Genomic DNA, 13482 nt, shown 5'->3' with positions numbered 1-13482 from the left:
TGTCAGAGCAGGATTCCGCGCAGGCGGCCGACGTCGGCCATGCGCCGTTCGGCCAGCCGGTCCGCCGCCGTGGCCGGCGGCACGCCTTCGGACTTCGCGAGCGCGTACACGGCCTTCGTGGTGTCGAAGATCGCCGTCGTCTTGCGCTTGGCCCGCGCGAAGTCGAACCCGTGCCGCTCGTCGTCGACCTGGATCACCCCGCCGGCGTTGACGAGGTAGTCCGGCGCGAACAGGATGCCGCGGTCGTCGAGCAGCTTGTCCACCCCGGGGTGCGCGAGCTGGTTGTTCGCCGCGCCGCACACGATCCGCGCCCGCAGCACGGCGACGGTCTCGTCGTTCAGCACCCCGCCCAGCGCGCACGGCGCGAAGACGTCCAGTTCGGACCGGAGCAGGGTGTCCACATCGGACACGACCTCGACGCCGGGGTACGCGGCACGCACCCGGTCCAGCGCAGCGGCGGACACGTCGGAGACCACCACGTGCGCGCCGGCCTCGACCAGGTGCCCGACGAGGATGTGCCCCACCTTGCCGACACCCGCGACGCCGACGCGGCGCCCGGTCAGCTCCGGCACGCCCCAGACCTGCTCGGCGGAGGCACGCATGCCCTGGTACACCCCGAAAGCGGTGAGCACGGACGAGTCGCCCGCGCCGCCGTCCTCCGGGGACCGGCCGGTGACGAACCGCGACTCGCGGGCCACGACGTCCATGTCCTGCACGTAGGTGCCGACGTCGCAGGCGGTGATGTAGCGGCCGCCGAGCGACTGCACGAACCGCCCGAAGGCCCGCAGAAGTGCCTCCGACTTCAGCGTCGCGGGGTCGCCGATGATCACGGCCTTCCCGCCGCCGAGGTCGAGCCCGGCCAGCGCGTTCTTGTAGGCCATCCCCTTCGACAGCGCGAGGACGTCCGCGAGCGCGGCGTCCTCCGACGCGTAGGGATAGAAGCGGGTGCCGCCGAGCGCGGGGCCCAGCGCGGTCGAGTAGATGCCGATGATGGCCTTCAGGCCGCTGGCCTGGTCGTGGCAGAACACGACTTGTTCATGGCCGGTGTTCCGGCCGAACACTCCTTCGGTCACGGTGGTGACTCCCTTGTCAGCCCGCGCACGGCGGGTGGCTCGTGCGCGCTCGTACGGTGATCCGAGGCACCGGCCGATGGGGATCGCCCCTCGGCCGGTGCCTCACCGTCAACCTAGAGCCCGGCTCGATCCTCGGCCAAGGCTGGTCCCGGGTTGTGGGCGCGACGAGGTCGGGAAGACCACACGGTCACCGGCCGCGGACGACCTCGCCCAGCGTCGCCATCGCCGTTTCGAGCTGCAGGTCCGACAGGTACGGCGCGGGGCCGAAGCGGAGGTGGGGGCCGCGCGCGTCGGTGCGCACCCCGCGTTCGGCGAGCGCGACCTGGAGCCCCGCGGCGTCGCGGCAGCGCAGGGACAGGAAGCCGCCGATCATGTCCAGCGGGGTCTCGCGGTCGCGGGTGACGACGTCCTCGGCCAGGTTCAGCTCGTCGAAACGGCTCGCGAGCACCCCCACCTGGTGCTGTGACACCTCGCGAAGGAACCGCGGGGTCAGGCCCTGTTCGGTGAAGAACCGCTGCACCCGCGCGCCCCGGTAGTGGCTGGTCGGGTCGTAGGTGGAGCCGGCGAAGCGGTCACTGCCCGGCGCGTAGGCGACCTCGCCCGGCCGGCGCTCGTCGGCGAGCGCGCCGAACTCGGCGTACCAGCCGGTGATCACCGGCCGCAGTTCCTGCGCGTGCGCGGGCAACCGCAGGAAACAGTTGCCCTCGCCGAGCTGGAGGTACTTGTAGCCGCCGCCGAGCACCCAGGCGTTGGTCAGCCCGAGGTCGTGCAGCGAGAACGGGACGACGCCGAGCGCGTGGTAGGCGTCGACGACGAGTTCGACCGAGCGGCCGCGGCACACGTCGGCGAGGTGGGCGAGACCGGGCACGAGCCGCGAGGTCTCGAACAGCACGGCCGAGACCAGCACCGCGGCGGTCCCGCCGTCGACCCGGTCCGCGAGGCGCTCGGCGAGCGTGGTGACCGGCTCGACCGGGACGCGGACCACCTCGACGCCCTCCTCCGCCAGCCGGGCGAGCTGACGGCGCAGGGTGTGGAACTCGCCGTCGGTGGTCACCAGCCGGGGCCGCCGGGGCAGGTCCACCGCGGACAGGAAGCGGAGCACGAGGTCGTGCGTGCTGGCCCCGAGCGCGAACTCGCCGTGCCGGTCGCCGAGCAGTACCCGGAATCCCGCGCGCAGTTCGTCGGCCTTCGCGAACGCCCGGTCCCATTTGGCGTCGACGTCGCGGGCCGCGTCGGTGAAGGCTTCGAGCAGCCCCTCCTCGGCCACGTCCGGCCACGCCTGGTGCGAATGTCCCGTCAGCAGAAGCCGATCGGACACCGCGAAACGGCTGTAGTGCCCGGAAAGCGCGTTGGGACTGGTGCGGATGTCGTCGATGGTGTTCACAGTTGGCTCCGGACTGCCCAGAGATCCGGGAACATCGGACGGAACAAGGTACTCCGCAGGTAGGTCGCGCCAGAGGACCCACCAGTCCCGGTCTTGTCTCCGATGGTGCGTTCGACCATCTTCACGTGCCGGTACCGCCACTCCTGCATCCCTTCGTCCAGGTCGACCATGTGCTCGGCGACCACTGATTGACCGCCGTCGTCGCGGTACACCTTCAGCAGTACCGCCTGCAGGTCGGGCGAGGGCTCCACCGGTCGAGTGACGTCCGCGCGGCGCGGCAACGAGTAACCGCTTTCCGCCAGATAGGTGAGGAAGGAGTCGAACAGGGAGGGCCTGCTCATGGCGTCGACGATGCGTTTCCGCTGTGCGGAATCCTCCGGATAGTGCGTTAGGACACGTTCGTCCCGCCGGCCGAGAACGGCTTCCAGCTCGCGGAACTGGGCCGACTGGAAGCCGCTGGACGCGTCGAGCCGGGCGCGGAAGCTGCTGAACTGGCTCGGCGTCATCGTCTCCAGCACGTCGATCTGCTCGACGACCACCTTGAGCACGGTGAGGATGCGCCGCAGCGTGCGGGTCGCGTGCGCCGTCCGGCCCGCTTCGAGGTTTTCCTGGAGGTAACGCGTCTCGTGCAGCAGCTGCTTGAACCACAGCTCGTAGACTTGGTGGATCACGATGAACAGCAGCTCGTCGTGTTCGTCCGAACGGGGCCGCTGCGCGTCCAGGAGTTCGTCCAGCGCCAGGTAGGAGGCGTAGCTCAGTGCCTGCCGGGTGCCTGTCGGGTCGGTTTTGCTCACGGGTCAACCGCCTTGTCGAAGTGGCGCTGGGCCGCCGGGGCCAGCGTCGTGTACAGATCGTGGAACAACTCGACCGCGGCCGCCCGGCACCGCGGCGCGGGCACCAGGTCCGCGGGCAGTTCCGGGTCGAGCGCGGGGAACGCGCGGAAGGTGTGCACCAGCCGGGTCCGCACCTCGAAGGCCTCGGGATCGCCCAGCTCCCCGGGCGCGTACCCGCCGTACTCCTCGACGAAGGTGTCGTAGCGCGCCGACAGCTCGTCGAGATCCCAGGCCCGCCCGGCGAAACGGCGGACGTCCAGCCCCGCCGACGGCCGCCCGAGGAAGAGCCCGGCGTGCTCGGTGACGTCGAGTTCCGCGAGCAGCGCGAGCACCTCGGCCTCGCGGTCGTGCGGGGCGATCCAGGTGCCGTCGGTGTAGGGACCGAAGCCGAGGAACCGCAGCCGCCGGACCAGCCGCTCCCTGGCGGGCCGCCGGTTCTCCGGGATGTTCTGCCACAGCACCGTCCAGGTCCCGGCCGGGCGTTCGCGGCGGCCGAGGGAGAAGATCCGCCGGTCACCGTCGGCCAGCAGCGCGACGGTGCGGGCGGTCAGCGAGTAGTGGACGTGCCGTCCCTCGCGGTGCCGCGCGAGCAGGTCACGGCGTGCGAGCCTGGCCAGCGCGATCCGGGCCGCGCCGTCGGAGAACCCCAGCTCGGCCAGCAGCGCGACGAGCCCGCCGGACCAGATCCGCCGGGTCTCGCGCGGGTGCGCGTAGCTGCCCAGCAGCGTGATGACCAGCTCCTGGGGGCTGGGCTCGAATCCCTCGGCGACCACGACCGCAACTCTATACACCTCAGGGCGCTGCGGTGTAGGTTGATTCTCGTGACGTTCTTCGCGGATCTCACGTCCCGCCAGGTGGCCGAGCTGGCCACGCCACCGCCCGGCGCGCGCACGCCGGTGCTGCTACTCCCCCTCGGCGCGATCGAGCCGCACGGCCCGCACGCGCCGCTGGGCACGGATCCACTGATCTCGCGCGGAATGTGTGTCCGCGCGGCCGCGCGGCTCGCCGACGATCCCGAGGTACGCGTGTTGATCCTCCCGGCGCTGCCCTATGGCGTGACCCGGTTCGCCGCCGGGTTCGCCGGTGGCCTCCACATCGGCGAGGAGACGCTGCACGCGCTGCTCGTCGACGTCGGGACGGCGCTGATCGGCCAGGGCCTGCCCCGGATCCTGCTGGTGAACAACCACTTCGAGCCCGCGCACCTGACGACACTGCGCCGCGCGGTCGAAACACTGAACACCGGGCTCGGCGGGCGGGTCGCGCATCTCGACCTGGTGCGCCGCCGCCACGCCCAGCGGCTCACCGACGAGTTCCGCGGCGGCGAATGCCACGCCGGACGCTACGAGACCTCGCTGGTGCTGGCCGACCGGCCCGAACTCGTCGACACGCCGGTGATGCGGACGCTGCCGCACGTGCCCGTGACGCTGGCGGCGGCCGCGCCCGACACGGACTTCCGGCAGCTGGGCATGTCCGAGGCGTACTGCGGCGCACCGGCCGAAGCGACCGCCGAGGAGGGCGAAGCCACCTTCGGCGTACTGACGGACATGCTCGTGGAAGCGATCCGGGAGCTGGGGGTTCGATGAGTGAGCCGGTCAATCTCGCGACGTACTTCCTCGACCGCCACGTCGCCGAAGGACGCGGGGCGCGAACGGCGCTGTACACCGGGGAACGGGCGATCAGCTACGCCGAACTGGCGAAGCTGACCAACCGCGTCGGTCACGTCCTGCGCGACGCCGGAGTCCGAAGTGGACAGCGGGTGCTGCTCGCGCTCGGCGACGGCGAGGAGTTCGTCGCGAGCTGGTACGCCGCGCAGAAGATCGGCGCGGTGACCGCGGAGGTCTACCCGTTCCTGCAGCCCAAGGACTACGCCTACTACCTGGGCTACACCGAGGCGGTGGCGGTGCTCGCGGACGCGGTCACCCTGCCCGCGCTGCGCGCGGCGGGAGCGCGGAACCTGCTGGTCACCGATGTCCCGGCGGACGAACTGCGGCCGGGCGAACGTCCACTGCGGACACTCGCGGCCGAGGCGCCCGACGAGCTCGACGCCGCGCCGACCACCAGGGACGACATCGGGATCTGGAAGTTCACCACCGGCAGCACCGGTTCCCCCAAGGCCTGCGTGCACCCGCTGCGCAGTCCCATGGAGAGCTTCGAACGCTACGCGCTCGGCGTGCTCGGCCTGCGCGCGGACGACCGGATTCTCGCCGTCCCCAAGCTTTTCTTCGGCTACGCGCGTGATCTCGTCGCGTTGTTCCCGTTCGGCGTCGGCGCCGCGGGGATCGCCTTTCCCGAGCGCACCACGGCGGACCTGATCTTCGAGCTGATCGCGCGGCACCGGCCGAGCGTGCTGGTCAACGTGCCGACGATGATGAGCGCGATGATCGCGCACCCGGCGGCGGCGCGGCAGGACCTGAGCTGCCTGCGCCTGACCACCTCGGCGGGCGAGGCGCTGCCCCCGGAGCTGCACCGCAGATGGGACGCGACCTTCGGCGTCCCGGTGGTGGACGGCATCGGCTCCTCGGAGGCGTATCACATCTACCTGTCCAACCGGCCGGGCGAGGCCCGGCACGGCAGCCTGGGCAGGGAGGTGCCCGGCTACACCGCGCAGGTCGTCGACGAGAGCGGGAAACCGTTGCCGGACGGGGAAATCGGGCCGCTGCGGATCACCGGGCCGACGATCGCGCTGGAGTACCACGGCGACGCGGAGAAGTCCGCGCGGACCTTCGACGGCGACACACTGACCTCCGGCGATCTGTTCAGCCGCGACGCCAGCGGTTTCTACCACCACCACGGCCGCGCGGACGACCTGCTCAAGGTCGGCGGGGTCTTCGTCGCCCCCGGCGAGATCGAGGACTGCCTGCTCGGGCATCCGGACGTCGTCGACTGCGCGGTGTTCGGGCGCCCGGTGGACGGGCTCGTCGTCTCGCGCGCCTGCGTCGTCGCGCGGCCGGGCGCGCGGGTGACGGAGCGGGAGATCCAGGACTTCGCCCGCGCGCGGCTGGCCAGGCACAAGTATCCACGAGAGGTCGTGTTCGTGACCGAACTTCCCCGTACCGCCAACGGAAAGCTCGACCGGCGAGCACTGCGTACGGCGGCTTCGTGAGCGAAGCTTGCGAGCGAACCATGGATATCATGCGCCGAAAGGGATTCAACACAGTCTCGCGAAGCGAGGCGATCGCATGAACAGGCTCGTCGTGGTCACCGGCGGGACCAGGGGCATCGGCGCGGCGATCGCCGAGCGGTTCCGCGCCGGGGGCGACACCGTCCTCGCGCCGGGACGCGACGGCTGCGACGTCACCGACGAGGCGGCGGTCGAGGCGTTCTTCGCCGCGGCGGGCCCGGTCGACGTGCTGGTCAACAACGCCGGGGTGGCGGCGAGCGCGCCCGCGCACGCCACGACGGCCGAGGACTGGCGGGCGCAGTTCGAGGTCAACGCGACCGGCGCGTTCCTGTGCACCCGCGCCGTGCTGCCCGGCATGCGCGAACGCGACCGCGGCCGGATCGTCACCGTCGCCTCGACCGCCGGGCACGTCGGCTACCGCTACACGGCCGGGTACACGGCGTCGAAACACGCGGCGGTCGGCCTGATGCGCGCGGTCGCCGCCGAGCTGGCGGGCACCGGGGTCACCGCCAACGCGGTGTGCCCCGCGTTCGTGCGGACCGAAATGACCGCGGAGTCGGTGGCCAGGATCCGGGAACGGACCGGGCGGGACGAGGCCGCCGCCGAAGCGGCCCTCGCCGCCGCGTCCCCGCTCGGCAGGCTGCTCGAACCCGGCGAGGTCGCCTTCGCGGTGACCTTTCTCGCGGCGCCCGAGGCCGCCGCGATCAACGGCCAGACACTCGTACTCGACGGTGGAGGAATCCAGACATGAGCCCCTTCCGCGCCACTCCCCCGATCACCACGGAGTGGGGGCACTTCGAGTTCACCGTGGACGACGGTGTCGCCACGGTCACCCTGGACCGCCCGGACAAGCTCAACGCGCTGACCTTCGAGAGCTACGCCGATCTGCGGGACCTGCTCGCCGAGCTGCCGCACCGCGGCGACGTGAAGGTGCTCGTGCTCACCGGCCGGGGGCGGGGGTTCTGTTCCGGCGGCGACGTCGAGGAGATCATCGGCGAACTCCAGAAGATGGAGACCGCCGAACTGCTGGAGTTCACCAGGATGACCGGCGCGGTGGTGAAGGCGATGCGGGAGTGCCCGGTGCCGATCATCGCCGCGGTCAACGGTGTCGCGGCCGGCGCCGGTTCGGTGCTGGCGCTCGCGAGCGACTTCCGGCTGCTGGCGCGGTCGGCGAAGTTCGCGTTCCTGTTCACGAAGGTCGGCCTCGCCGGGGCGGACATGGGCTCGGCGTACCTGCTGCCGCGGCTGGTCGGTCTCGGCCGGGCCACCGAACTGCTGATGCTCGGCGACAAGGTCGAGGCCGCCCGCGCCGAGGCGATCGGCCTCGCCTCGTCCGTCGTGGACGACGACGAGCTGCCCGCCGCGGCCACGGCGCTGGCACGGCGGCTGGCCGACGGTCCCGCGCTGGCGTATGCCACCACCAAGGTGCTGCTGACCAGGGAGCTGGACATGGATCTCGGCGCTTCCATCGAGCTGGAGGCGATCACCCAGGCGCTGCTGATGACCAGCAAGGACCACCACGAGTTCTACGCCGCGTGGTCCGCCGGACGCAGTCCACAGTGGACCGGCCGCTAGCGCCCCCTCCCGCCCGAAGCGCCCCAATGCCACATTCGGTGCGTTGGACGCAGCGAATGTGGCGTTCGGTGCGTGGAATCCAGGCTGGACGCGCAGCGTCTCCGTTGAGGGTGGCGGCGGGGGCAAGGGCGGAGCACCGAACGCCACATTGGGGCGCAGGGGACCCGTGCTAGCGCGCGTGCAGTTCCAGCGCCGCCCGTACCGCGCTCTCCAGCGATCCCTCGATCCACGCCGACTTGAGGCTCGTGTGCTCCCCGGCGAAGTGGACGCGTCCCTCGGCGGTCCTGGTCGCCGCGTGGTACTCGTGCAGCTGGCCGGGCGTGAGGATGGCGGCGCCGCCGAGCGCGTAACGGTTGCGCGCCCACGACTGCGTAACGCCGACCCCGGTGAACTCCCGCCTGGCCACGGGGCCGAACAGCCGGGCCAGATCGTCGAGGGCGAAGGCGTACCGTTCCGGTTCGCTCAGCGCGTCCCAGCGCAGGGCGTCGTCGGACCAGGTGTAGGAGGCGAGCACCACGCCGCCGGGTGAATCCGGGACGTGGGAAGGGAAGTAGGTGAGGCGGGACGGGCCGTCGGAGACGCTGCCGCCGCCGGTGAACCCGTCCGGGCCGTGTTCCCAGAACCGTGTCCCGAACTCCAGCAGCACCTTCGTCGCGGGGTCGTAGTGCACGGTGGCGATCGCCCGGCGCTTCGCGTACGACAGCGCCGGGGTGAACTCGCAGAACCGTTGCGCGGTCAGGGGAATCGTCACGAGGGCGTAGTCGCCCTCGAAGGTCTCGACCGGGACCGGCCGGCCGCCGCGCCCGTCGTCCTCGCCCCCGGTCTCCGCCGCCGTCTCGATCCGAACCCCGTGCGCGGTCTGGCGCAGCGCGGTCATCCGCCGGTCCCGCCGGACGGCGCCGCCGAGGGTGGTGGTCAGCGCGTCGGTGAGCGCGGCGGTGCCGTCTTCGAGTTCCCAGTACCGCGAACCGGCGTTGATGATCCCCTGGTCCATCGCGGTCGGGAACACGGAGTGGTGCAGCCACCAGTTCACGCAGTCGAGCGTCTCCGCCGCCTCGAGGTCGGCGAGCCGCCAGCCCTCGGTTTCGACCAGGTACCGGTAGGTCGAGTAGTCGTCGAAGGTGCGGATGAGCTTGGCCCAGCCCTCGATCTGGTCCCCGATCGGGGCGCGGGGGTCCCCGGCGAGCCGGGCGAACGCCTTGCTCACCGCCGCGCTCGTCGTCGTGGTCAGCGTCGAGCCGAACGTCCGGTTCAGCTCCGCCGGCGCCGCCGCGTACCGCGCGTGCGTCCGCCGGATCCCGTTGGCCAGTATCGGGGACCGCCCGGTGTAGGGCGGCGCGGTGAACTCACCGGGTTTCCCATTGGTCCAGACCTCCCCGGTGAACGCGCGGTACACCACCGGCGGCACCGGCCCGGACGGCTCCGCGCCCGGCGCCACGTCGGCGATGTAGAACAACCGGCGGCGCAGGCCCAGCCGGTCGGCCAGCGCGAGCGCGAGCGGGTGGAAGTCGGGCAGCCGCATCGCGCCCGCCTCGGCGTGCAGCCGAGGGTCGGAGAACACGCCGCGGAAGGTCTTGATCCGGCCGCCGGTCCGGTTCGCGTTCGCTTCCAGGACCGTCACGGTGTGCCCGGCGTCGCGCAGCAGCTTCGCCGCGGCGAGACCGGCGATCCCGGCACCGACCACGAGGACACGCTTCGGCGTGGTGGTCCTCGGCAGTCCCTCGTCGATCAGGATCCGCAGGTACGCGAGCTTGAGATCCTCGTCCTTTTCCCCGACCAGCAACAGTTTTCTGGCCAGGTCGCGGCTGGCGTCGGTGATCGAGGGCGACGTGGCACGCGCGGCGCCCGGGGCGGCCAGCGCCGTCGCGGCCGCGGCCGCCGCGCCGAACAACCCCCGTCGTCCCAGCACCGCGGAGAAAGGATCGGCCATGGCTTTCATGGCTACCGGTCCGCGTCACCGCCGGGCAACCACCGTCACCCCGTTGCCGACGCCGGGCGGGCGAGGTGGCGTAAGCCCTTCCGCCATCCGGTGCGCTCAGCCCGGCCGGGTCTCCCCGGCGAGGTCCGCGAGCAGAGAAAGCGAGTTCCGCCAGGCCATGGCGCTGGTGGCGGCGTCCTCCAGCGCGCCGCTCTCGGTGACCCGCACCAGCGTGCCGTCCTCCTGCGCGGAGAGAGTGATCTCGACAAGGGCACCGGGTTCCGGCAGCCAGCGGAACCCGAAGCGGCGGCCGGGCTCGACGACCTCCACCCGCGCCGGGAACTCGCCGTGCTCGTCCCACCGCAGGCGCATTTCGCCACCGGGCACCAGGTCGATTTCGGCGCCACCGAAGGCGTACCACCGCCGGAAGGACCCCGGCTCGGTGACAAGCCGCCAGGTCCGCGCCGGATCGACCGGGACGAAGAGCTGTTCGGAGATCTCCATGTGCCCCACGATATCGGGGCTCAGCGGTCGGTGACCGCGATCGCCGGATCGGCCAGGCTGCCGAAGTACAGCTTCCCGTCGCGCTCCCGCACCCCGGTGAGCAGGTGGAAGCCCGGGATCTCGCCGCGGAACTCGCGCTCCACCTGCCCGTCCACGGCGACGCCGAGCACCCCGACCGTGCGTTTCGGTTGCGGCTGAAGCGAATCCGGCAGGGCGCGGGCGAGCGCGCGCAGCGGGGCGGGCAGCCGGCGGACGAGGTCGAGTGCCGCGACGCGGGGGCTGGCCTGGGTCACCCAGATCAGCCCGTCACTGCCGGTGGAGATGTTGTCCGGGAACCCGGGGAGGTCACCGACCAGCGTGTCGGTCTCGCCCGCGCGGGCGCCGCGCAGCCACACCCGCTCGACCCGGAACGCGCCGGTCTCGGCGACCGCGACGAACGACTCGTCCGGCGCGAGCGCGACCCCGTTCGCGAACTGGAGGCCGTCGGCGAGCTGGTCGATCGTCCCGTCCGGGGCGCGCCGCAGCAGCCGCCCGCCACCGGTCTGTTCGACGAGGTCGTCCCGCCAGCGTTCGATGCCGAAGCGGCGCGAGGAGTCGGTGAAGTACACCGTGCCGTCGGCGGCGACGGCGGCGTTGTTGCAGAACACGAAGTCCAGCCCCAGCGCGGACGTCGCCAGCGTGGTGACCTTCCCGCCGCCGAGCGGCACCGTCAGCAGGCCCGCGTGCGCGTCGCAGACCAGCAGCTCGTCCTCGCCGAAGAACTCGATCCCGAGCGGCCGCCCGCCGGTGTCGGCGAGCACGTCGACGCGTCCGCCGTCCGGCGTGACCCGCAGGATCCGGCCGTCGGCCACACCGGTGTAGATCCGGCCCTCCGCGTCGACCACCACGTCCTCGGTACCGAACCCGTCGACCGGGATCAGCGTGACCTCACCGAATCGCATCCGTACCTCCCACCGACCGGAACCGGGCCCGCACCGCCGCCACGGCACACCGCACCGAACGGTGTCACACGACTTCGAGATTCGCCATCATCCCCATGTCCTCGTGTTCGGCGTTGTGGCAGTGGAACAGGTAGCGGCCGCGATAGCCGTCGAAGCGGGTGATGATCTCCGCCGCTTCGCCGGGCCGCAGGGAAACGGTGTCCTTGAGGCCCGCGTCGTGCGGCAGCGGCGGCCTGCCGCTGCGCGAAAGCACCCGGAAACCGACCAGGTGCAGGTGGACGGGATGGTGCACGTCGGCGACCAGCCGCCACACCTCGACGTCGCCGAGCCCGACGGTGACGTCGGTACGGGCCGGGTCGAACGGCAGCCCGCCGATCAGCCAGCCGTGCCCGCCGTTCACCTGCCCGGCGCGGAAGGAGAACTCGCGCACCCGCACCGCGTCCGCCCGGTCCCAGGACGGAAGGTCGGCCGAGAGGACCTCCGGGACGCGGCTGCCGTCGGGCGCCTTGCGCGCGACCCGGAAGGCCAGCACGTCGCGGGTGCGCCCGGCGCCGAGCCGGTTGATCACCCGCACGAGGGAACCGACCGGGACGTCCGCGAAGTCGACGACGAGGTCGTAGCGTTCGGCGGGCGCGATCGGCAGGGACGCGTGGGTGACCGGCGCCGCGAGCAGGCCCTGGTCCGCGCCGATCTGGACGAGGTCGAGCCGTCGCCCGTCGTCGAGGACCACTTCGAGGTCGTAGTGCCGGGCGTTCGAGGCGTTCAGCACGCGCAGCCGGTAGCGCGCCGCGTCGACCTCGTGCACGGGCCACGGGGCGCCGTTGACCAGGATCACGTCCCCGAGGACGCCCGCGAGGTAGGGCTCTTCCACCCCCGGCCGCTCCCGCAGGTCCGGATCGAGCGCGGGATAGGCGAGGGCGCCGTCTTCGTCGAACGCCCGGTCCGCGATCACGATCGGCAGTTCGCGTGGCCCCGAAGGCAGGCCCAGCGCGTCCTCGGCGTCGTCGCGCACGATGTGCAGCCCGGCCAGTCCCCGCCAGATCGCCGGGGCGGTGAAGTCCATCCGGTGATCGTGGTACCACAGCAGCGCCGGGCGCTGATCGTTCGGGAAGGTGTACTCCCGCGTCAGGTTCGTCGTCCTCGCCCGTGGATCCCGCATCCCGCCCATGCCCGGCATACCGTGCCCGCCGTGGCCCGCGGGGACGTCCCGCCAGCCCACGGGCAGGACGAGGTCGGTCGGGTACCCGTCCGACTCCGCCGGGGTCCGGCCGCCGTGCAGGTGCACGACGGTCGGCACGGGCAGCTCGTTGCGATGCTCCACGGTGACCGGCCTGCCCCGGCGCGCCTCGATGGTCGGGCCGGGGAAGGTACCCCCGTATGTCCACAGTGGAGTCCGGACGCCCGGCAGGACCTCCGCGGTCACCGCGCGCTGCGTGATCTCGTACCGGTCGACGCCGCCCGAGGTGCCGACCGGCTTCAGCACGGCGGGAACCGGCAGCGGCACGGTGAACGCGGGCGGCAGCGGCACGGCGCTGCGCAGTTCGTCACCGGTGACCGGTGGGCGGCGGGACAACGCGGCCGCGCCCGAGAGCCCGGCGGCCGCCACCAGCCCGAGCGCCCCGCCGATCTCCAACACCCGGCGCCTGCTCATCCGGCGGTCACGCATCGGCCCGCACCCGCTCTCGCGAAGACGGCCGAAGCGGCTGGAGCCACACGCCGAGGAACACCACGACGAGCGCGGCGATGGTCAGCACGCCCAGCGGGAGGTGCAGCCACAACGCGCCGTCGAGCCCAGCGAAGTACTGCACCGTCTCGGCCGCCACGAGCGCCACCGTGGCGGCGAAGGGCCAGGCCCGGCGCAGCCGCACCCACACCACGACCGCCGCGATCACCTGCAGGTATCCGATCGAGGTGACGACGTTCGCGCCTGCCGCGTGCCAGCCGAGGCCGTCGTAGTCACCGCTCAGGTACACCCCGGCGAACACCGGCTGTCCGGCGATCGCCACCAGGTGCGCGCTGACGACCGCCCGCAGTATCCAGCCGCTGACCATCGGGGCCGCTCCCCTTTTCCGTGCTCGGTTCACCTCCCGAAGCTATGACTCCTCAAGCATCCTGTCTAAGATCAATATCGCT

At 72.0% G+C, this 13482-nt stretch carries 13 protein-coding genes; 4 read left to right on the top strand and 9 right to left on the bottom strand.

Annotated elements, in window-relative coordinates:
- Nucleotides 1-2: 2 nt before the first annotated feature.
- The 4 genes from ABD987_RS42515 to ABD987_RS42500 all read right to left on the bottom strand — a co-directional run bounded on the left by ABD987_RS42515 (nt 3) and on the right by ABD987_RS42500 (nt 4063).
- A complete protein-coding gene (locus ABD987_RS42515; RefSeq protein WP_345408323.1) occupies nt 3-1073 on the bottom strand; it encodes a Glu/Leu/Phe/Val dehydrogenase dimerization domain-containing protein in 1071 nt (356 codons plus the stop codon).
- A gap of 187 nt (nt 1074-1260) precedes the next feature.
- Nucleotides 1261-2457, bottom strand: a complete 1197-nt coding sequence (locus ABD987_RS42510; protein WP_345408321.1) for a kynureninase — start codon at nt 2455-2457, stop codon at nt 1261-1263.
- Nucleotides 2454-3251, bottom strand: a complete 798-nt coding sequence (locus ABD987_RS42505) for a tryptophan 2,3-dioxygenase (protein ID WP_345408319.1) — start codon at nt 3249-3251, stop codon at nt 2454-2456. The genes ABD987_RS42510 and ABD987_RS42505 overlap by 4 nt, the downstream gene beginning before the upstream one ends.
- The gene (locus tag ABD987_RS42500) at nt 3248-4063 is read right to left on the bottom strand and encodes a PaaX family transcriptional regulator (protein ID WP_345408317.1); all 816 of its coding nucleotides are present in this window, start codon (nt 4061-4063) and stop codon (nt 3248-3250) included. The genes ABD987_RS42505 and ABD987_RS42500 overlap by 4 nt, the downstream gene beginning before the upstream one ends.
- Before the next feature lie 48 nt (nt 4064-4111).
- Between ABD987_RS42500 and ABD987_RS42495 the strand changes: the two genes are divergently transcribed.
- The 4 genes from ABD987_RS42495 (at nt 4112) to ABD987_RS42480 (ending at nt 7986) form a co-directional block, all read left to right on the top strand.
- The gene (locus ABD987_RS42495; protein ID WP_345408315.1) at nt 4112-4873 is read left to right on the top strand and encodes a creatininase family protein; all 762 of its coding nucleotides are present in this window, start codon (nt 4112-4114) and stop codon (nt 4871-4873) included.
- Complete coding sequence (locus tag ABD987_RS42490) at nt 4870-6393, top strand: benzoate-CoA ligase family protein (protein ID WP_345408313.1); 1524 nt, start codon at nt 4870-4872, stop codon at nt 6391-6393. Before ABD987_RS42495 ends, ABD987_RS42490 begins: the two co-directional genes overlap by 4 nt.
- Nucleotides 6394-6469: 76 nt before the next feature.
- Nucleotides 6470-7162 carry an SDR family NAD(P)-dependent oxidoreductase gene (locus ABD987_RS42485; protein WP_345408311.1) on the top strand — a complete coding sequence of 231 codons (693 nt, stop codon included), beginning with the start codon at nt 6470-6472 and terminating at the stop codon, nt 7160-7162.
- Nucleotides 7159-7986, top strand: a complete 828-nt coding sequence (locus tag ABD987_RS42480; protein WP_345408309.1) for an enoyl-CoA hydratase family protein — start codon at nt 7159-7161, stop codon at nt 7984-7986. Before ABD987_RS42485 ends, ABD987_RS42480 begins: the two co-directional genes overlap by 4 nt.
- Before the next feature lie 169 nt (nt 7987-8155).
- Here ABD987_RS42480 and ABD987_RS42475 read toward each other — a convergent pair whose 3' ends face one another.
- The 5 genes from ABD987_RS42475 to ABD987_RS42455 all read right to left on the bottom strand — a co-directional run bounded on the left by ABD987_RS42475 (nt 8156) and on the right by ABD987_RS42455 (nt 13433).
- Entirely contained in the window at nt 8156-9916 is a 1761-nt protein-coding gene (locus ABD987_RS42475) for a flavin monoamine oxidase family protein (protein ID WP_345408307.1), read from the bottom strand.
- Between the two features lie 105 nt (nt 9917-10021).
- Nucleotides 10022-10408, bottom strand: coding sequence for an SRPBCC domain-containing protein (locus tag ABD987_RS42470; protein WP_345408305.1), 387 nt, complete (start codon nt 10406-10408; stop codon nt 10022-10024).
- 20 nt (nt 10409-10428) lie between these two features.
- A complete protein-coding gene (locus ABD987_RS42465; RefSeq protein ID WP_345408303.1) occupies nt 10429-11349 on the bottom strand; it encodes an SMP-30/gluconolactonase/LRE family protein in 921 nt (306 codons plus the stop codon).
- 64 nt (nt 11350-11413) lie between these two features.
- Complete coding sequence (locus tag ABD987_RS42460; RefSeq protein ID WP_345408301.1) at nt 11414-13015, bottom strand: multicopper oxidase family protein; 1602 nt, start codon at nt 13013-13015, stop codon at nt 11414-11416.
- Nucleotides 13008-13433, bottom strand: coding sequence for a hypothetical protein (locus ABD987_RS42455; protein ID WP_345408299.1), 426 nt, complete (start codon nt 13431-13433; stop codon nt 13008-13010). Before ABD987_RS42455 ends, ABD987_RS42460 begins: the two co-directional genes overlap by 8 nt.
- Nucleotides 13434-13482: the final 49 nt, after the last annotated feature.

Origin of the sequence: Amycolatopsis samaneae (assembly GCF_039541975.1) — a bacterium.
Taxonomy (GTDB): domain Bacteria; phylum Actinomycetota; class Actinomycetes; order Mycobacteriales; family Pseudonocardiaceae; genus Amycolatopsis; species Amycolatopsis samaneae.
Note: the sequence above shows the minus strand (reverse complement) of the source record. Positions and strands in the feature narration are given on the sequence as shown.